Source organism: Janthinobacterium woesei (assembly GCF_051380875.1).
Lineage (GTDB): Bacteria > Pseudomonadota > Gammaproteobacteria > Burkholderiales > Burkholderiaceae_D > Janthinobacterium.
In genome coordinates this window covers 20,819-46,163 of record NZ_JBNYXW010000005.1, presented here as the reverse complement: position 1 = coordinate 46,163, position 25,345 = coordinate 20,819, and the positions used below count along the sequence as shown (strand labels likewise).

The window sequence follows — 25,345 nt, the reverse complement described above, 5'->3', positions numbered from 1 at the left end:
AAACAAAAGTATATATTGAATAACAGCAATATCATTACATTTTGTCCATCTTTGCTCGAAGAAATCCTCTAATCAGGCAGCGGCGTCACGCCCAATGCCGGCACGGCCGTCTGCGCGCCGTTCATCAGCATGGCCAAAAATGTGTAATAGCCATTGATGCCCATCAAGTCGACCACGCCGTGCTCGCCGAACAAGGCCAGCGCGCTCGCATACGTGGCATCGCTGACGCGCTTGCTCTGTTGCAACTCGATGCAAAAATCGTGTACGGCTTGCTCGTCTTCCTTCAGCGCATCAGGTACGCGCCGTGCGGCGATGGCGTCCACGGCTGCTTGCGCGATGCCGTTTTGCACCGCCAGCGGCGCGTGGATGGCCCACTCGACTTGCTGGTCCCACTGGCGCGCCGTCACCAGGATCGCCAATTCCGACAGCCGCGTGCCGATGGCGCTGCGGTAGCGCAGGTATTCACCCATGCGCTGCGCCGTTTCCATCAGCTCGGGACTGCGGATCAGCGGCACGAAGGGGCCGTACAGCGCCCCACGCGGGCCATCGATGATGGCTTGCGCGGCCACACGTTGCTGCGGATCAAGCTGATCCAGCGGCAACGGCGGCAAACGGTCGACATCAAAACCGGCCATCAGGCAGTCCAGGCAAGCACTTCCTGCTGCTGCTCGCCCAGGCCGGCGATGCCGACGCGCATGCTGTCGCCTTTTTTCAGGAAGCGCTGCGGCTTGCGGCCCTGGCCCACGCCCGGCGGCGTGCCCGTGGCGATGACGTCGCCCGGTTCCAGGGTCATGAATTGCGACAGGTAGCTGACGATTTGCGCCACGCTGAAAATCATGGTGTCCGTGCAACCGGTCTGCATGCGCTTGCCGTTCACTTCCAGGTACAGATCCAGGCATTGCACGTCGATGACTTCATCGCGCGTCACTAGCCACGGGCCGACGGGGCCGAAGGTGTCGCAGCCCTTGCCTTTATCCCACTGGCCGCCCCGTTCCAGCTGGAACGAGCGCTCGGAGATATCGTTGACGACGCAGTAGCCGGCCACGTGTTTCAGGGCGTCTTCTTCGCTGACGTACTGCGCGCGCGTACCGATGACCACACCCAGTTCCACTTCCCAATCCGTCTTTTTCGAGCCTTTCGGCAACACGACATTGTCGTCCGGGCCATTCAGGCAGGTAATCGCCTTCATGAAGACGATCGGTTCGGCAGGGATCGGCATGCCCGATTCGGCCGCGTGATCCGCGTAATTCAAGCCGATGCCGATGAACTTGCCGACCTTGGCCAGCGGCACGCCGAAGCGTGGATTGCCACGCACCAGGGGCAGCGTTTTTTCGTCGAGCTTGGCCAGCTTGCGCAGGGCCTTGTCGGACAGTTGCGCGCCGTCAATATCGGCAATCACGCCGGACAGGTCGCGCAGTTTTCCTTCTTCATCGATCAGGCCCGGTTTTTCCTTGCCTGGACGTCCATAACGAACGAGTTTCATAGTCTTCCTTGGAGTTGATCATTGCCGCTGTGCAGGCGGCCATTTTACCGGATGGCCCGGTACGCCTGTGGCGGCGAAGGAAAAACATCATAATTCCGGCCGCCAGCACGCCAAACGCCGTCTGCTTTGAACCCTAGGCGGCAGGCACGCGCATCGGTTTGCTTAAATATGGCGAACCGGCCAGCACGAAGCGCCACGGCGTCTCCATCGCCTTGGAAATGCCGATGCGCGGGCCGGCCTGCACCGTGAACTCTTCTTCGCGCGCCTGCAGGGCGAATGGCGGCGCGTCCAGCGCCAGGCGATTGTGCTGGTGCGTCACGCCCAGCGCCTGGCACACGCGGCCCGGCCCCGAACACAGCAGCCGCACAGCCTCGACGCCGCGCCGTGCGCGCATGCTCTCGATCCCGGACAGCGGCTCGATGGCGCGGATCAGCACGCCCGCGCCATGGCCCGCTTCGCGGCACACAAAATTCAAACACCAGTGGATGCCATACGAGCGGTACACATAGGCGTGCCCTGGCGCGCCGAACATGGCCGCATTGCGCGGCGTCATGCCGGCATACGTGTGCGAGGCCGGGTCCAGCCGGTCATACGCTTCCGTTTCCACGATGCGCCCGCCCACGCCGTCGACCAGCACGGTGACGCCGATCAGCTGACGCGCCACGACGCTGGAATCGGCCGAAAAATCGATGCCGGCAAGGAGTTTTTTCATGCGGCAATTGTAACGCCGCCCGCCCTGCCGCACCTGCAGTGCAGCCTTGAAAACAAATTAAAATTATCGTTTCAATCATGAAAATAGACTGAATGATCATCACAAAATGGCGAAATAAGGTATGAACACGGCAATAGCGAGGATTTTTTCGACAATCCATTGCTGATATGAACTATTGCCATGTATAAACAGCGATAATCGTCCGGCACTGCGCCAGACGGCCCTGCGAGGGGGAGCAGCGCGCAGCACAATATCCACCAGGCAATGCAAAGATAATCATGATGAGAGCGGCAGCGCACATGCAGGCAGTGCAGGAAGATCCGGTTGACGCCTTGATGCGTTCCATCCGTATCCCGCCACGCCCCAGCCTGCTGGTCGACTTGCAGCGCGAGCTGGCCGCAGACGACCCGTCGCCACGCAAGATCGCGCGCATCATCGCCGACGACGTCGGCATGTCGGGCGCCCTGCTGAAGCTGGCCAACTCGCCCTTCTATGGCGCCGCGCGCAAGGCCAAGTCTGTCGAGCAAGGCATCAACTTTCTCGGCATCAACCAATGCAGCGCCATGATGACGGGCCTATTGGCGCGCCAGGCGCTGGAAGCGGAAGGCGTGGAGCTGAACAATTTCTGGGATGTATCGGCCAAGCGCGCGCGCGCCGTGGTATTTACCTCGCGCAAGCTGCGCATCGCCCCGCCCGACATCGCCCACACCTTTGGCCTGTTCTGCGATATCGGCGTACCTTTGCTGATGAACCGCTTCCCCGACTACGTCAAGACCTATGCGGCGGCGGCGAATGACGCGCACAATTGCTTTACGACCCTGGAAGACGCGCGCCACCAGACCAACCACGCGGCCATCGGCTGCTTGCTCGCACGCAACTGGGGGCTTTCGTCCGATGTCTCCTGGGCCATCTTGCACCACCACGACTATACTGTGCTGGCCGACCCGTCCACGGACGACGCCATCCGCTCGCTCATTGCCCTGTCCCTGCTGGCCGAAAAGGGTATTCAGCGCTACCATGGCAACAGTACCTCGCTGGAGTGGGATAAAGGCGGCAATCTTGCCTGCCAACATCTTGGCTTGTCGCAAGAAGAGGCGGCCGACCTGCTCGACGAGCTGCACGAAATGTTCGATACCGATCACTGATCCACTGCGCGGCCGCTGCCGCCTGTATCATCCCTCCTGGCGCCAGGCACACAGCCTTGGCGCCCGTTTCCGTTTGCCTGACCTAATGTTGATAACTAGTTGACCGCCATGCCCAAAAATAAGCGCCCTGTCCCCCGTAAATCCGCCAACACGCCTGAAGACAAGGATGAAGCCGTCACGCGCATGCTGTGCACGATGGCCCTGAACCTGGCGGAACAGGAAGACAGCGAATCGCAGGGCACGGTGCTGGCCGAGCAAGCCGTCGAATTCGGCCGCCTCATCCGCAAGGCCTTGAATCAAAAGAAAGATGAAGTGCTGTACGACGCCATCGAGCGGGCCAAATATGAAGACGTGGGCGCCTACCAGTACTTGCGCAGCCATATCGAGGAAGCGTCGTCGGTCGTGACGATCCGCCGCGACAATGCCCCGACCATGGAAATCAACGCCTTCGTCGTGCCGCTGCTGGTGCAAAGCACGGGCGGCCTGAAGGAAGCAGACGGCTTCCAGGAGCAGGACGCATTCGAAGCGCTGGTGAAAAGCTTCCAGCAGGCAGAACTGGAAAGCGCCAAGGCCAAGGTGGTCTTGATGAGCCATGCCTACGACCTCGATGAAATCGACCGCATCACCTACAGCCATCTGCATGAAATGGTGCGCGATGCGTACGCGTCGATGACGGACAAGAAAATCGTCGCCACGCCGGGCCTGGAAAGCAGCATCGTCGGCTGGAGCGAAACGGCTTTCGGCCCGCAAGACACGGCCGTCGAGCTGCGCTTCCTGCTGGGCTTTGCCCTCAAGCGCGTGGATGACCCGTTTTATGCGGAACCGAAAGACGAAGCGGCGCAGGACGCCTGGTTCGACGCGCGCATGGCCCGCTACCAGCAGTGGACGACGGAAGTGGGCGAGCTGGTCAAGCGCTGCCTGGCGCCGGCCGGCAAGGCATTGGAAGTGAGCTTCTTGTACCAGGATCTGTTCCACGGCGGCAAGGAACAAGGCATGAGCGAGTACGCGATGCTGCAAATGATGTCCGGCATCAATCATGCCCTGGCGGAACACAACGTGGAGGCAGCCGACGTAGCGGTCGTCGTCGGCCCGGCCGATGAACACGGTGAAATGCTGCTGCGCGTGAATGTCACCACGGCGGGCGGCGCGCTGTTGCACAGCGCCGACAAGCCGCTCGACCTGGCCGCCGACCTGCAGGAGGAAGTCGACGACATCTGCGACGCACTGGCCATCATTGGCGTGACGCAATTGTCCGTGGCGCTGAGATTCGATGCCCAGGGAAAGCCGCTGGAAGTGCAAAGCTACCCTCCAGCTTCCAACGCCTGACAAAACCGTAGCGAGCAGCAGTGAGTTGTCGACCACCAAGAAGCCGAGCCGTAGCCATGGCATGGGGCATCCATTCTGGCGTAGCTTACGTGCGGGGTGGATCAAGCTCGGATTTGCTCCGGGTCAGGAAAGAGACCAACTCCATCGGCAGGGGAAAAACGATCGTCGTGTTCTTGTCTGCGCCGATCACCGTCAATGTTTCCAGATAACGCAACTGAATCGCCTGGGGTTCCTGCGCCAGGATTTTGGCGGCTGCGTACAATTTCTCCGACGCCTGCAATTCTCCCTCGGCATGAATCACCTTCGCGCGCCGCTCGCGCTCTGCCTCGGCCTGCCTTGCGATGGCGCGTATCATTGATTCAGTCAGATCGACTTGCTTGATCTCCACATTGGCGACTTTGATCCCCCACGAATCGGTCTGCGCATCGAGCGATTCCCGGATGTCCTGATTGAGCGTTTCGCGTTCGGCCAGCATATCGTCCAGGCTGTGTTTGCCTAACACCGAGCGCAACATGGTTTGCGCCAACTGGCTCGTCGCGTTCAAGTAATTTTCCACTTGTATGATCGCCTTTTGCGGATCGATGATGCGGAAATACACCACGGCGCTAACTTTCACGGAAACATTGTCGCGCGAGATGACATCCTGGGTCGGCACCTCCAATACGACCGTGCGCAAATCCACGCGCACCACCTTTTGAATCGCCGGGATGATGATGACCAGCCCTGGCCCCTTGACCTTCCAGAAGCGTCCCAGGGTAAAGACAACGCCGCGCTCGTACTCCCGGAAAATCCAGATTGACGAGATGGCCAGGATTGCTACTATAAAGACCAGGAACAAGCCCAACAAGCTTAACTCGGAGAACATGGCGTACTCCCTTCGTCCACCCTCTTGCTTCAGGCCAGAAACTCGCAGAACTTAGCCGCAAATCGAGCATCGAAGTAATGTCCCGCTGCCAGCAAATGGTACCGGGGACTGCATTTCATAATAGGCAATTTTCCCCTGTATGTCCATGATGCCTGGGCCGGGAATGTGGAGGGGCTCGTCTAGCCCCAGTACCGGGGGAGTTGTCGAGATTGCCAGGATCGGCCAGGCCTTCAAGGGAAATGAGGAAACAGAAGCTGGAGCGCGCCGTACTGATCATGCCGGTCCAAACGACACAAAAGTATTTCATGCAAAAACTGTTCAAGAATCGTTTTCAAGCAGGCAATATGCTCGCGCGGCGTCTGGCAGACTACGTTCGCCACCCCGATGTCATTGTGCTGGCCTTGCCGCGCGGCGGGGTGCCGCTAGGCTACATGGTCGCTCGGGCACTCGCGGCTCCCCTTGACGTCATATTGGTGCGCAAGCTTGGACTGCCCGGTCAACCGGAATATGCGATTGGCGCCGTCGCCGGCAAGGGTTCGTATCTGCTGCAAACGGAAGAGCTCAAGTTAATCGGCATACCGATGGGGGTGGTCCTAGCCATGGTCGACCGGGAACGGGAAGAAATCGCGCGGCGCGAAACCCGATATCGAACTGGCAAGCCAGCCCTGCTGTTGCAAGGAAAAAACGTAATCCTCATAGATGACGGCATTGCGACCGGTTCGACCATGCACATGGCAATCCGGGTCGTGCGGCGGGCGAAACCAGCGAAAATCATTGTCGCCGTTCCCGTTGCGCCCAGTGAAAGCTGCACGGCATTGCTCCCCGCAGTCGATGCATTGATATGCCTGCACACGCCTACTCCGTTCTTTTCGGTAGGCCAATGGTACGAGGACTTCGAGCAGGTCAGCGATGAGGAAGTGATCCGCTTGCTTGAGAGGGCGGCGCGCAGAAACACGCCGAGCAAGGGCGATGGCAGAACTACTTGAATCACAGCACCAGCTGAACCGACGCGATCATTCCCCCGAATTACTGCGCAATTTGACGCCAGAGCGCCAATTTCCGATCGAGCGACAGCGTCGCATGCGCAGGGGATGATGACGGCAGGTCGATCAATACCAGCCTGTCCGCAAGCGAACTGAGGCGCTTCCGGCCGATGCGCGCCGCGGTCCCGCCATTGAACGCAACGGCTCGTAGTGCCGGCAGGGTCGCCAGCAATTCCTCCAGGGCATTGTGCGATTCATTGCGAATATTGGCATCGAGACTGCCCTTGCGTTCGGCTTCGGCAATCACGTCCCACAAGCCGATGCCGTGGGCCAATAGCGTTTCGAGTCGTGATGCGTAGGGCAGGCTGCGCAAATCGACTTCGATGACGGCACCGACCAGCTCCCAGAATTTGTTCTGGCGATTTCCGTAGTATTCATTGCTTGCAAGTGATTGCTCGCCCGGCAAGCTTCCTAAAATAAGCAAGCGGGTATGCTGGTCAATGACCGGATCGAAGCAGCGCTTGCGCGTCCCTGCGGGCGTGGCGGGCGATGGAATAACGCTATTCAAGTCTGGCTTCCTCGATGGCGGGGTATACGGGATGGCCATTTTACCCCGCCTGGCGCACCGGCACCGGCGGCCACAATACGGTGTAAAATTTCCTGACCACGCCACATGCCAGACGAACAATAAGAGAGATGCTTCATGCGCACCATCGACACCCTGCTGGCCCAGTACGGCGAGAGCCACCGCAACCACGTCAATGAATGGGTGCACATCGTGTGCGTGCCGCTCATCGTGTTCAGCCTGCTGGGCCTGCTATGGAGCGTGCACGCCAGCGTGGCGCTACTCGGCAGTATTGTTGCCTTATACTATTATTACAGGCTGTCGCCGTCATTTGCGGCGGGCATGCTGGCGATGCTGGCCGTCATGCTCGGCGTGCTGCTGGCCATGCCGGCGATGACCATCTTGCCCGTGTCGCTGGCACTGTTCGTGCTCGCGTGGATAGGCCAGTTCATCGGCCATCAAATCGAAGGCAAGAAGCCGTCATTCCTCGACGACTTGCGCTTTTTGCTGATCGGTCCGCTGTTCGTACTGGGATTTTTATACCGGCGCCTGCGGCTGGCATATTGAACGGAAGGCGGCCACAGGCAGCAGTAACAGATTCTTACCATTCACAACTAGTTATCTTAGGCAAGTGCCTTTATGATAAGTAACAGCTTTTTCATTGCCGGTCGACGTAATCGGCATACCATCTTTGTCCAAGGGAGTTCCATATGAAAGCACCAATTATTACCGTGGCATTAGTGGCCACCTTGGCCACCCTGGCCGGCTGCGCCGTACAACCGAACTCGGCGAATGTCTACAATGCGCGCCAGGCGCAGAATGAACAATCGGTACGCATGGGTACGGTTGAATCCGTGCGCGAAGTGACCATCGACAAGGGCGAAAGCGGCACCGGCGTGCTCGCTGGCGCGGCCCTGGGCGGCGTAGCAGGGTCGGCAGTGGGCGGCGGCAAGGGCGCCATCGCGGCCAGTATCCTCGGCGCAGTCGCCGGCGGCATCGCCGGCCAGAGCATCGAAGCGAATGCTGCCAACAAGCGCGGCCTGGAAATCACCGTGCGCCTGGACAATGGCGACCTGCGCGCCATCGTGCAAGACGCCGATGAACTGTTCCGCCCAGGCGAGCGCGTGCGCCTGCTGTCGGACGGCCGCAAGACCCGCGTCACCCACTGACCGGCTTGCCGGTGCATGCGCTCAGCCGAAGGCGCCGGCAGCGAGCAAGGCAGAAGGATGCAGCCAGATGGCGATCACGGTAGTCACGATGACATACACGAGCACGCTCCATACTTTGATCTGCAGTGAGGCTGGCATGGCACGCTCCTTCAACGATGTAATTCAGAAAATATTTACTTAATGATAATTTAAATATTTTCATCAATTCAACATTTTTCAGAAGCACTGCGCTGGCTCAATGCCAGCGTGTATCTCGCCTGTACATTTCCCCTTTTCAACTGGCAAGCTCGACCGGGAGACGCTATGCCCGTATACTTGCGCGATGTCCTCTCCTCTCCTGTTCATCATTGCCTGCCTGATCTGGGGCTCCACCTTCTGGGCCATCACCTTGCAGCTGGGCGATGTCGCCCCCGCCGTTTCCGTGGTCTACCGTTTCGGTCTCGCTTCGGCCACCCTGTTTGCCTGGTGCGCCTTGCGCGGCGACACCCTGCGCCTGCCCTGGCGCGCGCAAAAATGGATGCTGCTGCAAGGCCTGGCTTCGTTTTCCCTCAGCTACGTGTGTACCTACAGCTCCGAGCAATATCTGGTGTCGGCCCTGGTCAGCGTGCTGTTTGCACTGATGGTGTTCTGGACGCCGTTGCTCAACCGCATCGCTTTTGGCACGCCCATCACCTGGAGCACCTGCTGCGCGGCGTTTGTCGCCATCTGCGGTATCGTGCTGCTGTTTTACCAATCCATCGGCGCGGCGCTGAAAGATATTGTGGGCGGTGGCAATGGCCATTTCCTGCTGGGATTCATGCTGGCGCTGGTGGCCACCGTTTCCAGCACCGTGGGCAACGCTCTCGTCATGAAAGTGCGCGAACATTCCCGCAACGTGATGCTGAGCATGGCCTGGACCATGCTGTGGGGCACGCTCATGGTGGCTATCTGGGCCGTCGCCACGGGCCTGTCGTGGCAGCTGCCCACGCGCCCCAGTTACTGGATGGCATTGGCCTACCTGGCCATCTTCGGCTCGGTGATTGCCTTCAGCGCGTATTTCACCTTGATTGCCCGCATCGGTACGCAAAAGACCGTGTATATCGGCGTGGTTACGCCCGTCATTTCCGTGCTGCTGTCGGTCCAGTTCGAACACTACCGGCCCGCCGCCATCGAATGGGTCGGCATGGCCCTGTGCCTGTCCAGCGTGGCCTGGGCACTGACCTCGGGCGCGCGCAAGACAGTAGTAGCCTCTTCCATTTCCACCATTTCATCCGCAAAGGCAACATGAGCACTTCCACACCTTCCCTCTCCATCCGTCCCGCCCAGGAAGCCGACGTGGCCGCCATCTTCGGCATGATCCACGAACTGGCCGTGTTTGAAAAACTCGAACACATGATGATCGCCAAAGTATCCATGTTGCACGACAGCCTGTTCGGCAAGCAACCCGTTTGCGAAGCGCTGGTGGGCGAGGAAGACGGCGTGGTGGTGACCTTCGCCCTGTTCTTCCACAATTTTTCCACCTTCCTGTGCCGCAAGGGCCTGTACCTGGAAGACCTTTACGTCAAGCAGTCGGTGCGCGGCAAGGGTTATGGCAAACAGATGCTGGTGGCGCTGGCGCAACTGGCCATCGAACGCGATTGCGGCCGCTTCGAATGGTCGGTGCTGGACTGGAATGAAAACGCGATCAATTTCTACAAGGGCATGGGCGCCGACGTGATGCCGGACTGGCGCATCTGCCGCGTGGCGGGTGATGCCTTGACGCAATTGTCGGCGGGAACGCCCAAGGCTGTGTAAATCGCTAGCACAAAAAAAAATCCCCGCGGGCTAGCGGCACCGCGGGGTGAACCCATTGTCAAGTGGGAGGGGGAGAATGCAATCAACGGTTATCAATATAAACGCTACGACTTGTCACCACGATGACCTTTACATTTGCTTACCGGGCCTTACATTTGCCTTAAATCTGCCACGCAAATGTCCATTATTGGCGGCAGTTTATTTCCATGGTTCAATCAATCTGCCATGCAAGACTATGTGTTGTTGAAACACCACTACCCCATGCGATTTTCTATGGATTTGGTACACTGTCAGGCAAGCGATGCAGCCAGCAATCATGGCAAAAATGACCATGCGATAATTTCCTTGGGGATGAGGGTGTGCGCTTAACTGACTGAACGCAGTCATCTCATACTTGCAGGGAAGATTCAGTGTGGCAACTTGAGCCGAAGCAGCATTGCGCTCACAAAAAATGAACGAATCGCTACGCACTGGAGCCACATCATGAATGTCTCTGCCAAACCGCTCGTCATGAAACTGTACCGCGCCTACCTGCGTTCCCGCCTGGAACGCTACACGCGCGACTTGCAAGCCATCGCCGAACAGCGCGAGAACGACTTCCAGGCCGAACGCATCCTGCACCAGGAGGTCGTCTCGGTGCGCTCGAAACTGCATTCACTGTAAGGCGACGCGTTCAGCGCTGGCCGGCGACGGCCCAGCGCTCCACCAGCTCGAACAAGCCCTGCGTCAGCAGGGCCAGCACGGCTGCGGGGATCGCGCCGGCCAGCAGCATGTCGTTGTCATTCAGCGCCAGGCCGATGGTGATGCGTTCGCCATAGCCGCCCGCGCCGATGAAGGCGGCGATGGTGGCCGTCCCTACGCTCATCACGGCCGCCGTTTTGATGCCCGCCAGCATCACGGGCAAGGCCAGCGGCAAGTCCACCGACAGCAAGCGGTCGCGCCGGCTCAAGCCCAGCGCCAGCGCCGCCATGCGCAGCCCGGCCGGCACTTGCAGGATGCCCGTGCAGGTATTGCGCACGATGGGCAGCAACGCATAGACGAATAGCGCCACCAGCGCCGGCACGGTGCCGATCATGCCCAGTACGGGTATCAAGATCGCCAGCAAAGCCAGCGACGGCACCGTCTGCAGCACGCCGACGAACGCCAGCACCGTTTGCCGCAGCGGCGCCGAAAACGCCGCCAGCACGCCCAGCGGAATGCCGACCAGGCAGGCCAGCGCCACCGACAGCAAGACCAGGGTCACATGCTGGCGCGTCAGGGTCCATAAATCGTCGCCGATGATTTTTCCCAACAGGCTGTTGCGCGCAGTGTCAGCACTGCCGGTGGCCGGCTTGCCTGCCGTACCGCCCGATGCCAGCCACTGCTGCGCCACGCCGGCAAAGCTCCTGCCCTCGATTTCCACGGCCGCATTCATGGCGATCATGTCGCTCTCGCTGATGCGCCCCTGCAGCGCCTGCACGGCTTGCCAGGCGGCGGGAAAGCGCGATGGCAGATCGAGCCGGTACAGCAGCATGGCGTCGTAACGGGGAAAATACTGCAGCGTGTCGGCCAGCACGCGCAAGCCATACTGGCGTATCTTCGCGTCCGTCGAATAGATATCGATCACGTCCACCTGGCGCTGCGCCAGCGCTTCATAGGCGATGCCATGATCGAGTCCGCGCGGGCGCTGCGGCAAGCCATAGCGGGCGGCCAGCCCCGGCCAGCCATCGACCCGGCCAATGAATTCATGCGACAGGCCGAATGTCAAGGCGGGATGCTGCGCCAGCTGGCCCAGTTGCGTCACTGCTGCCGCGTCGCCGCGCATGGCCAGCGCATAGGTATTATTGAAACCCAGCGGCACGGCCACGCCCAGGCCCAGCACCGCCAGCTCGCGCCGCATCTGTTCCAGATCAATGGGGCTATCGTGCTTGAGGATTTCGCTGGCGATGGTGCCCATGTATTCGGCATACACGTCGATGCTGCCCGCCTGCAGCGCAGCGAGCACGATGGCCGTGTTGCCCAAGCCCTGGCGGTGTTCAGCCTTGACGTGCGGCGCGGCGCTCTGTTTGATGATTTCGCCGAGGATGTAGGATTCCGTAAACCGCTTCGAGCCGACTTTCAGGGTGCCCGCATCGGCGGCATGCGCGGACGATGCGGCGCTGAAAAAGAACAAGGCCAGCCAATAAGCAAGACGCACGCGGCGCTCCGGACGAATGATCAATCCGCCAAGCTTACCACCGGTGGGCGCCAGATACCGCCATGCACCACGCCCGCGCACGGGTTCAGGCCCAGCGCATACGACAGGTCGGCAGGGCGCGCGATGCGCCACAGGGCGAAATCGGCGCATTTTCCCACCGCCAGGCTGCCCGTTTCGTGCTGCAAGCCCAGCGCGCGCGCCGCGTGGAGCGTGCAGCCGGCCAGCGCTTCCTGCGGCGTGAGGCGCCACAGGGTGCACGCCATGTTCATCGCCAGCAGCAAGGACGTCATGGGCGAGGTGCCCGGGTTGCAATCAGTGGAGACCGCCATCGGCACGCCGGCCGCGCGCAGGGCCGCCACGGGCGGCGGCTGCGTCTCGCGCAAAAAGTAATACGCGCCCGGCAGCAGCACGGCCACCGTGCCGTGCTCTGCCATGGCGGCGATGCCCGCCTCGGACAGGAATTCCAGGTGATCGGCCGACAAGCCATCGTAGCCGGCCACCAGCGCCGCGCCGCCCAGGTCGGACAACTGCTCCGCATGCAGCTTGACGGGCAAATGCAAGGCGCGCGCCGCCTCGAACACGCGCTGCGTTTGCGCTGGCGTAAAGCCGATGCGCTCGCAAAACGCGTCGACGGCGTCGACCAGACCTTCAGAGGCCAGCAGCGGCAGCATCTGGCTGCACAGCAGGTCGATAAAGGCGTCGGCCTGGCCCGCATATTCGGGCGGCAGCGCGTGCGCGCCCAGAAACGTGGTGCGCACGGAGACGGGCAGGATTTTGCCGATATGGCGCGCCACGCGCAGCATCTTCGCCTCACTCATCGCGTCAAGGCCGTAGCCGGACTTGATCTCGATGGTGGTCACGCCTTCGGCCAGCAGCGCCAGCACGCGGGGCAGGCTTTCCTGCAGCAATTGCTCATCGCTGGCCGCGCGCGTGGCGCGCACGGTGGACATGATGCCGCCACCGGCGCGGCTGATGTCTGCATAGCTGGCGCCATTCAGGCGTGCCTCGAATTCATCGCTGCGGTTGCCCGCGTGGACGATGTGCGTGTGGCAGTCGATCAGGCCGGGCGTCAACCAGCAGCCCTGGCCGTCGATCAGGGGCGCGGCGCTGGCCGGCAGCTCGTCGCCGGGGCCAAACCAGGCGATGCGCCCATGCTTGACGGCGATGGCCGCGTCGAGCAGCTCGCCATAACCGTGCTCCATGGTTGCCAGGTGGACGTTGTGGATGACCAGATCCCAGTCTTGCATGGTTTTTTCTCCTAGATGAACAGGTCGACGCAGAGCACGGCCGGGATTGTTACAAACCCGTGCAAGGCTTCGAGCCGCCATTCCGGCGCATCATCGGCCTCCAGCAGCAGTGCGTCGTAGCGGGCCAGCGCAAACTGCTGCTCGCCACCGCGCGCCAGCACGGGACCGTCGCCGGCGACAAACAGCAAGGTGGCCCCGCTGCGCCGCAGCAGCCGGCCCGGCGCCGTGATTTTTTCCAGCTGGTGGCGGCAGCGGTCGCGCCGCGTCATGACATTGAAATCCGTCGTCACGCCCTTCACCTGCGCCGACACTGCCGCCTCGCCGGGAAACCACAGCGTGGGTTGCGCCGCGCTCAAGACCACCTTGCGCGCGCCATCGAGCGTCAGCCGCATGCTGTCGCCATCGACCAGCATCAGGCTGCGGTCGATGCCGGGAAAGCTGGAAAACGGCCCGTCGGCGGTAATCATCGCCAGGCTGATGCGCCAGTCGAAATCATCAAAGCCGGCGCCTGGCGGCGAAATGGCGATTTCCGTGGTGCTGCCGCCGCCATTTTTCCACGGCGCGGCGCGCAGGCATGCGTGGGCAATGAAGGTGGCCATCAGAGCGCCCTCAGTTGCGCCAGCGTGCGCTTGTAGGCGGCCGCGATGGCATCCTGCGCCACATGGCGCCCGCCGCGCACCTGCCACTGGCCGCCGCACAGCACGTCGCGCACCAGGTTATCGTTGCCGCAGAACAGAACACTGCCCAGCACGTCCTCGATGGCCACGCCGCACAGGTTCACGTGCGCGTCGTCGAGCACCAGCAGGTCGGCGCGGCAACCGGGCGCCAGGGCACCCAGCTTGCGCCCGGCCGCCTGCGCGCCGCCCTGCAAGGCTGATTGCCACAGGCAGTCGCCCACATGGCGCTCGGCCGGCGTGACGGCGACATTGCGCTGCTGGCGCTGCAAACGCTGGCCGTATTCCAGCCAGCGCAATTCCTCGACGGGCGACTGCGACACATGGCTGTCGCTGCCAATGCCGAAACGCCCACCTGCGGCGATGAATTCGGCCAGCGGGAACAGACCGTCGCCCAGGTTCGCTTCCGTCGTCGGGCACAGGCCCGCCACGACGCCGCTGGCGGCCATCTGCGCCACTTCGCCGGGCTGCACATGCGTGGCGTGCACCAGGCACCAGCGCGCATCGACGTCAAGCTGCTCATACAGATACTGCACCGGGCGCCGGCCGCTGACATCAAGGCACTGGCGCACCTCGCCCTGCTGCTCGGCGATATGGATGTGCACGGGGCGCCCGGCAGGCAGCGCGTCGAGCACCTGCCTGATCTGCGTCACGCTGGCGGCGCGCAGCGAATGCGGTGCAAAGCCCACTTCCACCTGCCCGCCGCGCAACGGTGCCAGCGCCTCGATGATGCGCAAGACGTCGTTCGCATCCGAGCGAAAGCGCGCTTGCTCCGCTTTCAAGGGCTGTTCGCCGAAGCCGGCATGGCTGTACAGCACGGGCAGCATGGTCATGCCGATGCCGCTGATGCGCGCCGCCTGCAACACCCGTTCGGCCGTCTGCGCCGGACGCGCATACAGGGCGCCAGCCGCATCGCGCAAGATATAGTGAAATTCGCAGACAGCCGTATAGCCGTGGCGCAGGCATTCGGCAAACAGCTGCGCGGCGATGGCCTCCATCTGCCCGGGCGTGATCTGGCGCGCGAAGCGGTACATCAGCTCGCGCCAGGTCCAGAAGCTGTCCGGCGCATGATGAATGTCATCGCCCGCCTTTTCCGTCATGCCGCCCAGCGCCCGCTGGAAGGCATGCGAATGCAGGTTGACCATGCCGGGCAAGACATATTGAGCCACTTCCACGCCAGCCGGTGGCGCGGCGCCCTCCTTGAGCTGCATCAAATCGCCGGCAGCATCCCATTCCAGCAGCACGTCGCGGCGCCAGCCCTGCGGCAGCAACGCGTGGCGCGCAAACAGCCTGGATGGGGAACTCAACGCTGCACCCACGCCACGGCCGCTGCCATCATCTGGCGCAGCAGCGGCTGCACTTGCGCTGCCAGGTCGGGCCGGTAGCCGAATGGCGCCGCTTCATTCATGTACAGGCATTGACACATTTCAAGCTGGATCGCATGCACGCGGCTGTCCGGCTGGCCGTAATGGCGCGTGATATGCCCGCCCTTGAAGCGGCCATTCAGCGCCACGGTAAATTGTTCCTGCGCCCGCGCGATATCGACCACGGCGGACGTCAGGCCCGCATCGCAGCTGGCGCCATCGGCCGTGCCGAAATTCAGGTCGGGCAGCTTGCCGTCGAAAAAACGCGGCACGTGCGAGGCGATGGAATGGGCGTCCCACAGCACCACGGCGCCGTGCACGCGCAGCAGGCGGTCCAGTTCCGCGCGTAACTGCCGGTGGTACGGCGCCCAGTAGCGCTGCAGCCGCTGCTGCACATCTTGCGCATCGGGTTCGCGGCCAGGCAAATACAGCGGTTCGCGGTGAAAGGTATCGCTGGGCAGCAAGCCGGTGGTGTCCTGCCCCGGATACAGATTCGTGTCTTCCTGCGGGCGGTTCAAGTCGATGGTGTAGCGCGACCAGCGCGCCGACAGCACCGAGGCATCCATCTCGTGCAAAAAACCATACAGCTCGCGCAGATGCCAGTCCGTGTCGGCCTTTTGCAGCGCCTGTGGCGTCATGCGCGCGGCAATATCGTCGGGAATGTCGGTGCCCACGTGGGGCATCGACACCAGTAGCGCAATGCTGCCTTCGTTGAAGCGGAAATCCATGCTTGTCTCCTTGCGCCCGGCTGCTGCCGCATGGCCGGCCGGGCGTCAGTTCATCTCTGGGCGTACAGCGGGGCAAACAAATTCTTGCACGTGGTGCTCAACTCGCCGCGCAAGACCATCTGCTTGGCCGCTTCGATATCCGGTGCAAAGAAACGGTCGGCGTCGAAGAACGGCACTTTCTGGCGCAGCTGCTGGTGTACATGTTCCAGGTGCGGCGAGGTTTTCAGGGGGCGGTGGAAATCGATGCCCTGCGCGGCGGCAAGCAGCTCGATGCCGACGATGACGGCCGTGTTGTGCGCCATGTCGTCCAGGCGGCGCCCGGCAAACGTGGCCATGCTCACATGGTCTTCCTGGTTGGCCGAGGTGGGCAGGCTGTCGACGCTGGCCGGATGCGCCAGCGACTTGTTTTCCGACGCCAGCGCGGCGGCCGTCACGTGGGCAATCATGAAGCCGGAATTGACGCCCGGATCGCGCACCAGGAAGGGCGGCAGGCCGGACAGGGTCGCATCGATCAGCAACGCGATGCGGCGCTCGGCCAGCGCGCCGATTTCGGCAATCGCCAGCGCCAGCGTGTCGGCGGCAAAGGCGACCGGTTCGGCGTGGAAGTTCCCGCCCGAGACGATTTCCGCCTGCCCGTTGGGGCCATCCTGGAAAATCAGCGGGTTATCCGTGACGGCATTGGCCTCGATCAGCAAAGTGCGGCCCACGTTGCCGATCAAGTCCAGGCAGGCGCCCATGACTTGCGGCTGGCAGCGCAGGCTGTACGGGTCTTGCACGCGCTCGTCGCCTTCCAGGTGCGAGGCGCGAATCGCGCTGTGCGCCACCAGCTGGCGGTACATCTGCGCCGCCAGTATTTGCCCCGGCTGGCCGCGCACGGCGTGCACGCGCGCATCGAAAGGAGCATCGCTGCCCTTGGCCGCGTCCAGCGACAGCGCGCCCGTAACCATAGCCGCTTCCAGCAGGCGTTCGGCCATGAACAAGCCATGCAGCGTCAGCGCATTCGACACCTGCGTGCCGTTGATCAGCGCCAGCCCTTCCTTCGCTGCCAGCACCACGGGCGCAATGCCCGCCTGCGCCAGTGCGTCCGGTGCCGCCATCAATTCACCGTTGACGCGCACGTCGCCCACGCCCAGCATGGCCAGCGTCATGTGCGACAGCGGCGCCAGGTCGCCCGAGGCGCCCACCGAACCCTTGGCAGGAATGGCCGGCATGATGCCCGCGTTGTACAGCGCGATGAGAGTGTCGACGATCAGCGGGCGCACGCCGGAAAAACCGCGCGCCAGGCTGCCGATTTTCATTAGCATGATCAGGCGCACGACGGCGTCCGACAGCAGTTCGCCCGTGCCGACGGAGTGCGACAAAATCAGGTTGCGCTGCAATTGCTCGAGTTTTTCATCGGGGATGCGCGTCTTGGCGAGCAAACCGAAGCCCGTGTTGATGCCGTAGGCCGCATCGCCCTTGGCAACGATGGCTTGCACGGCAGCGGCCGACGCTTCGATGACGCGATACGCTTCGGCCGCGAGTATCAGCTTGACGGGCGCGGCCCATACAGAGCGCAGGTCGGCCAGGGTCATCGCGCCCGGCTTCAGGGTCCAACTTTTAGCATGCTGTGTCATAGTCATTCGGGATAAAGTCTCAAGGAAGCATTGGTAAAATCAGGCCGTTGCGCTTGGCGCAGGCGGCCGCTGTTTCGTAGCCGGCATCGGCATGGCGCATCACGCCCGAACCGCTGTCGTTGACCAGCACCCTGGCCAGACGCTTCGCCGCGCTGTCCGTGCCATCGGCCACGATGACCATGCCCGCATGCTGAGAATACCCCATTCCCACGCCGCCGCCATGGTGCAGCGAGACCCAGGTGGCGCCGCCTGCCGTATTGAGCATGGCGTTCAGCAGCGGCCAGTCGGAGACGGCGTCGGTGCCGTCTTTCATGCTTTCCGTCTCGCGGTTCGGACTGGCGACGGAACCGGTGTCGAGGTGATCGCGGCCGATGACGATGGGCGCCTTCAGTTCGCCCGTGCGCACCATCTCGTTAAAGGCCAGGCCGGCGATGTGGCGCTCGCCCAGTCCCAGCCAGCAGATGCGCGCCGGCAGGCCCTGGAAGGCGATGCGCTCGCGCGCCATGTCCAGCCAGTGGTGCACCTGCGTGTGGTGCGGGAACAGTTGCTTGATCTTGGCGTCCGTCTTGTAGATATCTTCCGGATCGCCCGACAGGGCCACCCAGCGAAATGGCCCGCGCCCTTCGCAAAACTGGGGGCGGATGTAGGCCGGCACGAAGCCGGGGAAGTCGAAGGCGTTCTGCACACCCTGGTCGAACGCCACCTGGCGGATGTTGTTGCCGTAATCGACGGTGTGCACGCCCATGGCGTGGAAATCGAGCATGGCTTGCACGTGGGCGGCGCAGGAATCGGCGGCGGCCACCATCAGGCGCGCATGGCGCTGCGGGTCTTGCTGCGCTGCCTTCCAGTCCGACACGCTCCAGCCGCGCGGCAAGTAGCCATTGACCAGGTCATGCGCGGACGTCTGGTCCGTCACCAGGTCGGGCAGCATACCGCCAGCCTTGGCGCGGCGCACCAGTTCCGGCAGCACTTCGGCCGCATTGCCCAGCAGGCCAATCGAGATGGCTTCCTTGCGCCCGGTGTGGTACTTGATCAATGTCAAGGCTTCGTCCAGGCTGGCGGCCTGCTTGTCCAGGTAGCGCGTGCGCAAACGGAAGTCGATGCTGCTTTGCTGGCATTCGATGTTGAGCGAGACGGCGCCGGCCATGCTGGCGGCCAGCGGCTGCGCGCCGCCCATGCCGCCCAGGCCCGCCGTCAGAATCCAGCGCCCGCCCCAGTCGCCGCCAAAATGCTGGCGGCCCGCTTCGGCGAAGGTTTCGTAGGTGCCCTGCACGATGCCCTGCGTGCCGATATAAATCCAGCTGCCGGCCGTCATCTGGCCATACATGAACAGGCCTTGCCGATCGAGTTCGTTGAAGTGTTCCCAGTTGGCCCATTTCGGCACCAGGTTGGAGTTCGCGATCAACACGCGCGGCGCGTCCGCGTGCGTCTGGAATACGCCCACCGGCTTGCCGGACTGGATCAACAGGGTCTGGTCGTCTTCCAGTTCGCGCAGCGAGGCGAGAATCTGGTCAAAGCAGGCCCAGTTGCGCGCTGCGCGGCCGATGCCGCCGTAGACGACCAGATGCTGCGGATTTTCCGCCACTTCCGGGTCCAGGTTGTTTTGCAACATGCGGTAGGCCGCCTCGGCCTGCCAGCTCTTGCAGGCCATCACCGTGCCGCGCGGGGCGCGGATGGTGCGGCTGGCATCAAAGCGTGGATCGGTGTCCATTTTGCTGTTCATGCTGTCTCCTTGTAGGGTGCGAGCGGGCATGCGTGGCCCACTCTTGTACTCCCAGCATAGGTTGTCTATACAACCAAGTCAACAGGTTTTTCTTTGGGGCCAGACCCGCTGGGGGAATTCGCCCCAATGGGGCGAATTCCGCTCCCGAAGGGACTGACCCCAGCCTTTATTTTTTCTCGAACACGCGCCGGCCCGCCACCCACGTCTGCAGCACCTGCGTCTTGCCGATGGCCTTTGGGTCCACCTTGAACAAGTCCTGGTCGACGACGATGAAGTCAGCCCATTTTCCCGTTTCCAGCGTACCGATGACTTTTTCCTGGTGCGCCGCCCATGCCGCGTCCAGGGTGAAGCAGCGCAGCGCTTCCGCCACCGTCATCGCCTGTTGCCGATACCAGCCGCCGGCAGGGAAACCTTCGCTGTTTTGGCGCGTAACGGCCGCGTGGATGCCCTCGAACGGGTTCGGCGATTCGATCGGGAAGTCCGAGCCACAGGCGATGCGCGAACCTTGCTTGAGGAAGGTGCGCCACGCATACGCGCCCTTGATGCGCTCGTGGCCCAAGCGTTGCTCCGCCATGTTCTGGTCAGAGGTGGCGTGCGTCGGCTGCATCGATGGCACGATGCCCAAGGCCTTGAAGCGGGGGATGTCGGATAATTGCACCACCTGCGCATGTTCCATGCGGTGGCGCAGGCTCACGCTGTGGTACTTCCCGATCAGCGCCTGGTAACCGTCAAGGATTTGATGGTTGCCCGCGTCGCCGATGGCGTGCACATTCACCTGGTAGCCGGCGCGCATGGCTTTTTCCATCTTCGCGCGCATGGCGTCGTCCTTGTAGAACAGCAGACCACGGGTGGTAGGATCATCGCTGTACGGCGCCAGCAGGGCCGCGCCGCGGCTGCCCAGGGCGCCGTCGGACACCAGTTTCACGGCGCGCAGCGCGTACATATCGTGCGCGTAGCTATTCAAGGGAGCGTTTTTTGACAGCGCGTCGAAGTCTTCCGTGGTGTCGGCAATCATGCCGTACACGCGCACCGTCAGCTTGCCATGGTCCGCGTAGTCGCGGAACAGCCGGTCCTGCATCTGGCCGATGCCCGCATCATGCACGCTGGTCAGGCCCACTCGCGACAGCTGCGCCAGCGCACCATCGAGGGCGGCGCGATTTTCCACGTCGCCCGGCTTGGGCAGCACGGCATCCATCAACTCCATGGCATTATCGACCAGCACACCGGTGGCATTGCCATCGGCATCGCGTTCTATCTTGCCGCCTGCCGGGTCAAGCGTCGCGCGCGTGATGCCAGCCAGCGCCAGCGCGCGGCTGTTAGCCCAACCCGCGTGGCCATCGACCCTGCGCAGCCAAACGGGCCGCGCGCTTTCGGCCGCATCGAGCTCCGTGGCTGTGGGAAAGCGCCCCAGCTTCCAGATTTCCTGGTTCCAGCCATTGCCGATGACCCAGCTGCGCTCAGGATGCGTTCTAGCGAAATCGCCCACGGCCTGCACGGCAGCGGGCAAAGACGATGAGCCATACAGCATCACGCCGCTGGCAATCGTGCCCAGGCCGAACACGTGGCCATGCGCGTCGATCAGGCCAGGCAAGACTGTTTTACCCTGCACATCGACATGCGTGGCACCTTTCGCCACCTTGCGCTTGACCTGCGCCGCGCTGCCGACGGCGATGATCTTGCCCGCATCGTCAAACGCCAGCGAGGTAAAACGCAGCAGCTTGTTCGCGGCGCTCAAGCTGTAGCCATTGGCGTTGTCGATCACCGTGTCGGCGTGAACGTGGCCGATGGCGCCAAGGCAGGCAAGCGTGAACAGGGTGCGGCGCAATTGCGGGGTCGGCATGTCTATCTCCAGGTCTCAAGCGAAAAGACGAGTGTATAGAAATGAGCAAAATGGTCAATCAAGCCTTGTTGGTGATACCGGCGGCCGGCCGCAGCATCAGCCAGTAATCGCAGCCGGTGACGCCTTCCGCATGGCGCCCTGCCACCTCGAAGCCCAGGCGCAACAGCAGCCCGGATGACTGAAATAAGACCAGTCCAGCCATCCTCCCATAGTCCGGCACCTCAAGGCTGCGTGAGCAACAAGGCAACGCGATGTTACTTGTCCCCCTCCCCCCGCTGCGCCGGCGCCCTGAACCATTCCTCCGGCGGCACCACCTGCGACTCTTCCGGGTCGGCAATGTAGTGCGGCGAGGTGATCTGCACGTCGAATTCGTTGAAGACGTCGATGATGTTCTGGTGCAGGCGATTCAGCACTTCGGCGCGCTGGCGGGGGACTTCGGCGCTGGCGTAAGCGACCAGGCGGTATTGCACGTAGTAGTCTTGCAGGGCCAGCTGCATCACGTATGGTTTCGGCGAGGTGGACAGCTCGGGCGTGCGGGAGGCGGCCAGTTCCAGCATGGCATGCACCTGTCGCCATGGCGTGGCATAGCCGATGGTGACGGTGGAGTCGAGCACGAAGCCGCCGCCGGGCTGGGCGCGCGAGTAATTCTTGGTCGTTTGCGACATCACCCAGGCGTTCGGCAAGGCCACTTCCTCGCCCAAACCGGTGCGTAAACGCGTCTCGAACATGCCCACGTCCACCACCGTGCCTTCGCTGTCGCCCACGCGCACATATTCGCCCTTGCGCAGGGCGCGCGTGTACATGAGGATCAGGCCGCTGGCGCCCTGGCCGACGATGCTCGACGCGCCGATCGACACCATCAGGCCGACCAGCACGGACAGGCCCTGGAAGGCGGCCGTGTGCGAGCCGGGCAGATACGGATACGCCATGGCCAGCGCGAACAGCCAGATCACCACGCTGGCGATGCGGCGCGTGGGCAAGGCCGTGTCCTTGTCGAGCCAGCCGATCTGCAATTCACCGCTTTCCACGCGCTTGAACAGCGAGGCGGCCGTGGCCGCGATCAGGCGGGCGATGGCGAAGATCACGCATACCAGCACCAGCCCCGGCAGGGCGCCGATGATGGCGTGGAAGACGTCGGCCGCCACGTCGAACAGGTAGCCGTTCAGGCTTTCACCCCAGGAGCGCGTGTAGGGCAGGCGGCCCAGCACGAAGGCGGCCCACAGATAGGTGGCCATCAGGCGCAAGCCCCACAGCACGGCGCTCAGCAACTGGTAGGCGAAGGCGATGTAGTGCTCGGCGTCGAGCACGCGCACGTTTTTCAGGCGCACGTCGCGCAGGCGCGCAGCCAGCAAGATGCCGCTGCGGCGCTTGGCCCAGCGGTACAAGCGCGTCAAGCCCATCCACACCAGCCAGAACACCAGGGTAGCGGCCACGCACACGGCGGCGGCGATCGCCAGGTAGCGCCAGCTGTTCTGTTCGCGGTAGTCCAGCAGGGCCTTGCTCAATTCCCCGGCGGCTGTCTTCGCCACGCTTTCCGTGGTGTCGCCCGCCAGCTGGTTGACGTCGCCAGGCACGACGACAAACAGCTGCACGCCATCGAGCAGCACTTGCGTGCCCTCGGAAATCATGCGCGTGCTCGCCTGCAGGGGTCCGTTTTTCGCCAGCACGCCCTCCAGGCGGCGCTGCGCGCCCGTGGCGCGCTCTTCGGGCGGATAACCGGCCAGTGCGGCGCGGAAGACAAACACCTTGCGGTTGGCAAACATCAGCGGCGCCGTCCTGGCCGGCGCGGCCTGCACCGGCGCCATCGCCATCAGCGACGGCTCCCCCTCATCGGCCGCCTGGGCGCCGGGCAGCAGGAAAATGGTCAACAGGCACAACAGGCGGAGAAACACGGACATGGCGGGAATGAAAGAATAAGGAAAGGAGTAGCCATCATGCCATGTAATTGCGGAAACTCATCGGCGGCCAGCGCGATTGCATCGCCCCCGGCTTACTCCCCCGCCTCGCGCGCCAGCAGCGCCTGTTTGCGCTCCACGCCCCAGCGGTAGCCGGACAGCGCGCCATCGTTGCGCACCACGCGGTGGCAGGGGATGGCGACGGCCAGCGCATTGGCGGCGCATGCGCCCGCCACGGCGCGTGCGCCCTTGGGCGCGCCGATGCGCCGGGCCAGCTCGGCATAGCTGACGGTGCTGCCAGCGGGAATCTCGCGCAAGGCTTGCCACACGCGCTGCTGGAACACGCTGCCGCGCACGTCGAGCGGCAAGTCCAGCCCCAGGCCCGGCGCCTCGACCAGGCCGACGACCTGCGCCACCGTCTGCTCATAATCGGGCTCCGCGCCGCGCAGCTCGGCGCGGGGAAAGCGGTCCTGCAAGTCGCGCAGCAGCACTTCCGGGTCGTCATCGAGCAGGATCGCGCAAATGTCCTTGTCCGTGCTGGCCACCAGGATGGCGCCCAGCGAGCAGGCACCGATGGCGAAGCGGATCACGGCGCCGCTGCCGCCGGCGCGAAACGCCCCCGGCGTCATGCCCAGCAAACCGGGCGTGACGGCATACAGGCGGCCACTGGAATTGAAGCCGGCCGCGTACAGCGCCTCGGTGACGTTGCCATCCCGGGCCAGGCCGGCCTTGAGCCGTTCGCCGCGCCGCGCCGCCGCGTAGGCTTTCGGCGTGATGCCCGTATGCGCCTTGAAGACGCGGTGAAAGTGAAAGCGGCTCATGCCGGCGGCCCTAGCAAGGCTGTCCAGCTCTGGCATGGCGCAGCTGGCGTCGATCAGGCGGCAGATATCGGCCACGATGGCCGCCTGGCGCTGCGCCAGCGGCGGCTGATCCGGTTTGCAACGCAGGCAGGGGCGAAAGCCGGCCGCCTCCGCCTGCTCGCAACTGGCGTGGAACGCCACGTTGCGGCGCAAGGCGGGGCGCGCCGCGCAGGAGGGCCGGCAATACACGCCCGTCGTGCGCACCGAGTAATAAAAGACGCCGTCGGCGTCAGGCGCGCGCAGCTGCAGGGCGTCCCAGCGTTCATCATCGGTAGAGTAAGGGTGATCCATGACGCACTCCGTGCTTGTGGTTGCTAAGTATCGAGCATAAGCGGCGCTGGTGCGCGACGCACTCCGGCGCTTGCTTTTGAATTCAAAAAAGGCTGGCGGCGCCTGCCTTGCTCGGTGCTAAAATCGTCCATCGCGCTTCCGCCCGGAGGCGCGCCCTGCCCGCGCTTCGGAGAAACCGCATTGGACGAACAGAATACACAAGAAAATACGCCCATTTTCCAGCGCATCAAGGATTTTCTGCTGGCCGGCATCGCCGCCGGACGCTGGAAGGAAGGCGACGTAATTCCCTCCGAGCAGGCATTGGTCAAGCAATTCGGCGTCTCGCGCATGACGGTCAACCGCGCCGTGCGCGAACTGACCAGCGAACAGGTGCTGACGCGGCGCCAGGGTTCCGGCACCTATGTGGCGCAGCAAAAATACCAGGCGACCTTGCTGGAAATCAAGAGCATCGCCGACGAAGTGCGCGCGCGCGGGCACATCCACCGCAGCAGCTTGCAGTTACTGGAGCGCACCAAGGCCTCGGACTTGCTGGCCAAGCAATTCGGCATGCTGCCGGAACACCCGCTGTTTCATTCGCTGATCGTGCATTTTGAAAACGGCGTGCCGATCCAGGTGGAAGACCGCTGGGTCAATCCCGCCTGCGCGCCCGACTACATGACGCAGGATTTCTCCAGCATCACGCCGAATGAATACCTGATGGCCGCCGCGCCCCTGCAGGGCGCCACCTACAGCATCGAGGCGCTATCGGCACCGCGCGACATCGCCGAAATGCTGGCCATCGACACGAAACAGGCCTGCCTGGTGCTGCGCCGCCAGACGCGCTCGGGCGGCAAGATCGCCTCGATCGCTACCATGTGGCACCCTGGGCACCGCTATCAGTTCGCAGGCAGCTTCGCCTGAAGCCATACAG

25 protein-coding genes are annotated in these 25,345 nt (G+C 63.0%); 9 read left to right on the top strand and 16 right to left on the bottom strand.

The window, feature by feature from the left end:
• Positions 1-68: 68 nt before the first annotated feature.
• The 3 genes from ACQ4W6_RS06460 to ACQ4W6_RS06450 all read right to left on the bottom strand — a co-directional run bounded on the left by ACQ4W6_RS06460 (position 69) and on the right by ACQ4W6_RS06450 (position 2,195).
• On the bottom strand, positions 69-635 hold the full coding sequence (locus ACQ4W6_RS06460; RefSeq protein WP_436566360.1) for a carboxymuconolactone decarboxylase family protein: 567 nt from the start codon (positions 633-635) through the stop codon (positions 69-71).
• Positions 635-1,483, bottom strand: a complete 849-nt coding sequence (locus ACQ4W6_RS06455) for a fumarylacetoacetate hydrolase family protein (protein WP_436566359.1) — start codon at positions 1,481-1,483, stop codon at positions 635-637. The genes ACQ4W6_RS06460 and ACQ4W6_RS06455 overlap by 1 nt, the downstream gene beginning before the upstream one ends.
• Before the next feature lie 133 nt (positions 1,484-1,616).
• A complete protein-coding gene (locus tag ACQ4W6_RS06450; RefSeq protein ID WP_436566358.1) occupies positions 1,617-2,195 on the bottom strand; it encodes a DNA-3-methyladenine glycosylase in 579 nt (192 codons plus the stop codon).
• A 278-nt stretch (positions 2,196-2,473) separates the two neighbouring features.
• On the opposite strand from ACQ4W6_RS06450, the gene ACQ4W6_RS06445 reads away from it, so the two are divergent.
• Entirely contained in the window at positions 2,474-3,340 is an 867-nt protein-coding gene (locus ACQ4W6_RS06445) for an HDOD domain-containing protein (protein ID WP_436566357.1), read from the top strand.
• A 108-nt stretch (positions 3,341-3,448) separates the two neighbouring features.
• Positions 3,449-4,666: a hypothetical protein gene (locus tag ACQ4W6_RS06440; protein ID WP_436566356.1), complete on the top strand. Its 1,218-nt coding sequence runs from the start codon at positions 3,449-3,451 to the stop codon at positions 4,664-4,666.
• Positions 4,667-4,751: 85 nt separating this feature from the next.
• Here the strand turns inward: ACQ4W6_RS06440 and ACQ4W6_RS06435 are convergent, their stop codons facing one another.
• Positions 4,752-5,531, bottom strand: a complete 780-nt coding sequence (locus ACQ4W6_RS06435; protein WP_436566355.1) for a slipin family protein — start codon at positions 5,529-5,531, stop codon at positions 4,752-4,754.
• 239 nt (positions 5,532-5,770) lie between these two features.
• On the opposite strand from ACQ4W6_RS06435, the gene ACQ4W6_RS06430 reads away from it, so the two are divergent.
• A complete protein-coding gene (locus ACQ4W6_RS06430) occupies positions 5,771-6,517 on the top strand; it encodes a phosphoribosyltransferase (protein WP_436566354.1) in 747 nt (248 codons plus the stop codon).
• Positions 6,518-6,557: 40 nt separating this feature from the next.
• Here the strand turns inward: ACQ4W6_RS06430 and ACQ4W6_RS06425 are convergent, their stop codons facing one another.
• Positions 6,558-7,082 carry a DNA-deoxyinosine glycosylase gene (locus ACQ4W6_RS06425; protein ID WP_436566353.1) on the bottom strand — a complete coding sequence of 175 codons (525 nt, stop codon included), beginning with the start codon at positions 7,080-7,082 and terminating at the stop codon, positions 6,558-6,560.
• Positions 7,083-7,217: 135 nt separating this feature from the next.
• On the opposite strand from ACQ4W6_RS06425, the gene ACQ4W6_RS06420 reads away from it, so the two are divergent.
• From ACQ4W6_RS06420 to ACQ4W6_RS06400, 5 genes are all read left to right on the top strand, one after another.
• Complete coding sequence (locus ACQ4W6_RS06420; protein WP_436566352.1) at positions 7,218-7,646, top strand: Mpo1 family 2-hydroxy fatty acid dioxygenase; 429 nt, start codon at positions 7,218-7,220, stop codon at positions 7,644-7,646.
• A gap of 143 nt (positions 7,647-7,789) precedes the next feature.
• Positions 7,790-8,248 carry an outer membrane lipoprotein gene (locus tag ACQ4W6_RS06415; RefSeq protein WP_436566351.1) on the top strand — a complete coding sequence of 153 codons (459 nt, stop codon included), beginning with the start codon at positions 7,790-7,792 and terminating at the stop codon, positions 8,246-8,248.
• Between the two features lie 322 nt (positions 8,249-8,570).
• Entirely contained in the window at positions 8,571-9,515 is a 945-nt protein-coding gene (locus ACQ4W6_RS06410) for a DMT family transporter (protein WP_436566350.1), read from the top strand.
• A complete protein-coding gene (locus ACQ4W6_RS06405; protein WP_436566349.1) occupies positions 9,512-10,021 on the top strand; it encodes a GNAT family N-acetyltransferase in 510 nt (169 codons plus the stop codon). Before ACQ4W6_RS06410 ends, ACQ4W6_RS06405 begins: the two co-directional genes overlap by 4 nt.
• 483 nt (positions 10,022-10,504) lie before the next feature.
• Positions 10,505-10,684, top strand: a complete 180-nt coding sequence (locus ACQ4W6_RS06400) for a hypothetical protein (RefSeq protein WP_436566348.1) — start codon at positions 10,505-10,507, stop codon at positions 10,682-10,684.
• Positions 10,685-10,694: 10 nt separating this feature from the next.
• Here ACQ4W6_RS06400 and ACQ4W6_RS06395 read toward each other — a convergent pair whose 3' ends face one another.
• The 11 genes from ACQ4W6_RS06395 to ada form a co-directional block, all read right to left on the bottom strand.
• Positions 10,695-12,197 (bottom strand): glycine betaine ABC transporter substrate-binding protein, encoded by a 1,503-nt coding sequence (locus ACQ4W6_RS06395; RefSeq protein WP_436566347.1) that lies wholly within the window; start codon positions 12,195-12,197, stop codon positions 10,695-10,697.
• 20 nt (positions 12,198-12,217) lie between these two features.
• Positions 12,218-13,444, bottom strand: a complete 1,227-nt coding sequence (gene hutI, locus ACQ4W6_RS06390; RefSeq protein ID WP_436566346.1) for an imidazolonepropionase — start codon at positions 13,442-13,444, stop codon at positions 12,218-12,220.
• Positions 13,445-13,455: 11 nt separating this feature from the next.
• Entirely contained in the window at positions 13,456-14,043 is a 588-nt protein-coding gene (locus tag ACQ4W6_RS06385; RefSeq protein WP_436566345.1) for a HutD/Ves family protein, read from the bottom strand.
• Positions 14,043-15,425 (bottom strand): formimidoylglutamate deiminase, encoded by a 1,383-nt coding sequence (locus tag ACQ4W6_RS06380; RefSeq protein ID WP_436566344.1) that lies wholly within the window; start codon positions 15,423-15,425, stop codon positions 14,043-14,045. Before ACQ4W6_RS06380 ends, ACQ4W6_RS06385 begins: the two co-directional genes overlap by 1 nt.
• Positions 15,422-16,210 carry an N-formylglutamate deformylase gene (gene hutG, locus ACQ4W6_RS06375; RefSeq protein WP_436566343.1) on the bottom strand — a complete coding sequence of 263 codons (789 nt, stop codon included), beginning with the start codon at positions 16,208-16,210 and terminating at the stop codon, positions 15,422-15,424. The genes ACQ4W6_RS06380 and hutG overlap by 4 nt, the downstream gene beginning before the upstream one ends.
• Before the next feature lie 50 nt (positions 16,211-16,260).
• Positions 16,261-17,826, bottom strand: a complete 1,566-nt coding sequence (hutH, locus tag ACQ4W6_RS06370) for a histidine ammonia-lyase (RefSeq protein WP_436566342.1) — start codon at positions 17,824-17,826, stop codon at positions 16,261-16,263.
• A gap of 19 nt (positions 17,827-17,845) precedes the next feature.
• Positions 17,846-19,549: a urocanate hydratase gene (gene hutU, locus ACQ4W6_RS06365; RefSeq protein ID WP_436566341.1), complete on the bottom strand. Its 1,704-nt coding sequence runs from the start codon at positions 19,547-19,549 to the stop codon at positions 17,846-17,848.
• A gap of 166 nt (positions 19,550-19,715) precedes the next feature.
• A complete protein-coding gene (locus tag ACQ4W6_RS06360) occupies positions 19,716-21,389 on the bottom strand; it encodes an amidohydrolase (RefSeq protein ID WP_436566340.1) in 1,674 nt (557 codons plus the stop codon).
• A gap of 58 nt (positions 21,390-21,447) precedes the next feature.
• Complete coding sequence (locus ACQ4W6_RS06355; protein WP_436566339.1) at positions 21,448-21,591, bottom strand: hypothetical protein; 144 nt, start codon at positions 21,589-21,591, stop codon at positions 21,448-21,450.
• Positions 21,592-21,643: 52 nt separating this feature from the next.
• Complete coding sequence (locus tag ACQ4W6_RS06350; protein WP_436566338.1) at positions 21,644-23,287, bottom strand: mechanosensitive ion channel family protein; 1,644 nt, start codon at positions 23,285-23,287, stop codon at positions 21,644-21,646.
• Between the two features lie 92 nt (positions 23,288-23,379).
• Positions 23,380-24,435 (bottom strand): bifunctional DNA-binding transcriptional regulator/O6-methylguanine-DNA methyltransferase Ada, encoded by a 1,056-nt coding sequence (gene ada, locus ACQ4W6_RS06345; protein WP_436566337.1) that lies wholly within the window; start codon positions 24,433-24,435, stop codon positions 23,380-23,382.
• Between the two features lie 180 nt (positions 24,436-24,615).
• Here ada and hutC point away from each other — a divergent pair, with 180 nt between their 5' ends.
• The gene (gene hutC / locus ACQ4W6_RS06340; protein WP_436566336.1) at positions 24,616-25,335 is read left to right on the top strand and encodes a histidine utilization transcriptional repressor HutC; all 720 of its coding nucleotides are present in this window, start codon (positions 24,616-24,618) and stop codon (positions 25,333-25,335) included.
• Positions 25,336-25,345: the final 10 nt, after the last annotated feature.

Coding starts and splice junctions, on each gene's coding strand:
- ACQ4W6_RS06460 (WP_436566360.1), bottom strand. CDS start 635: ATGGCCGGTTTTGATGTCGACCGTTTGCCGCCGTTGCCGCTGGATCAG.
- ACQ4W6_RS06455 (WP_436566359.1), bottom strand. CDS start 1,483: ATGAAACTCGTTCGTTATGGACGTCCAGGCAAGGAAAAACCGGGCCTG.
- ACQ4W6_RS06450 (WP_436566358.1), bottom strand. CDS start 2,195: ATGAAAAAACTCCTTGCCGGCATCGATTTTTCGGCCGATTCCAGCGTC.
- ACQ4W6_RS06445 (WP_436566357.1), top strand. CDS start 2,474: ATGATGAGAGCGGCAGCGCACATGCAGGCAGTGCAGGAAGATCCGGTT.
- ACQ4W6_RS06440 (WP_436566356.1), top strand. CDS start 3,449: ATGCCCAAAAATAAGCGCCCTGTCCCCCGTAAATCCGCCAACACGCCT.
- ACQ4W6_RS06435 (WP_436566355.1), bottom strand. CDS start 5,531: ATGTTCTCCGAGTTAAGCTTGTTGGGCTTGTTCCTGGTCTTTATAGTA.
- ACQ4W6_RS06430 (WP_436566354.1), top strand. CDS start 5,771: ATGAGGAAACAGAAGCTGGAGCGCGCCGTACTGATCATGCCGGTCCAA.
- ACQ4W6_RS06420 (WP_436566352.1), top strand. CDS start 7,218: ATGCGCACCATCGACACCCTGCTGGCCCAGTACGGCGAGAGCCACCGC.
- ACQ4W6_RS06415 (WP_436566351.1), top strand. CDS start 7,790: ATGAAAGCACCAATTATTACCGTGGCATTAGTGGCCACCTTGGCCACC.
- ACQ4W6_RS06410 (WP_436566350.1), top strand. CDS start 8,571: ATGTCCTCTCCTCTCCTGTTCATCATTGCCTGCCTGATCTGGGGCTCC.
- ACQ4W6_RS06405 (WP_436566349.1), top strand. CDS start 9,512: ATGAGCACTTCCACACCTTCCCTCTCCATCCGTCCCGCCCAGGAAGCC.
- ACQ4W6_RS06400 (WP_436566348.1), top strand. CDS start 10,505: ATGAATGTCTCTGCCAAACCGCTCGTCATGAAACTGTACCGCGCCTAC.
- hutI (WP_436566346.1), bottom strand. CDS start 13,444: ATGCAAGACTGGGATCTGGTCATCCACAACGTCCACCTGGCAACCATG.
- ACQ4W6_RS06385 (WP_436566345.1), bottom strand. CDS start 14,043: ATGGCCACCTTCATTGCCCACGCATGCCTGCGCGCCGCGCCGTGGAAA.
- hutG (WP_436566343.1), bottom strand. CDS start 16,210: ATGGATTTCCGCTTCAACGAAGGCAGCATTGCGCTACTGGTGTCGATG.
- hutH (WP_436566342.1), bottom strand. CDS start 17,826: ATGACACAGCATGCTAAAAGTTGGACCCTGAAGCCGGGCGCGATGACC.
- hutU (WP_436566341.1), bottom strand. CDS start 19,549: ATGAACAGCAAAATGGACACCGATCCACGCTTTGATGCCAGCCGCACC.
- ACQ4W6_RS06360 (WP_436566340.1), bottom strand. CDS start 21,389: ATGCCGACCCCGCAATTGCGCCGCACCCTGTTCACGCTTGCCTGCCTT.
- ACQ4W6_RS06355 (WP_436566339.1), bottom strand. CDS start 21,591: ATGGCTGGACTGGTCTTATTTCAGTCATCCGGGCTGCTGTTGCGCCTG.
- ACQ4W6_RS06350 (WP_436566338.1), bottom strand. CDS start 23,287: ATGTCCGTGTTTCTCCGCCTGTTGTGCCTGTTGACCATTTTCCTGCTG.
- ada (WP_436566337.1), bottom strand. CDS start 24,435: ATGGATCACCCTTACTCTACCGATGATGAACGCTGGGACGCCCTGCAG.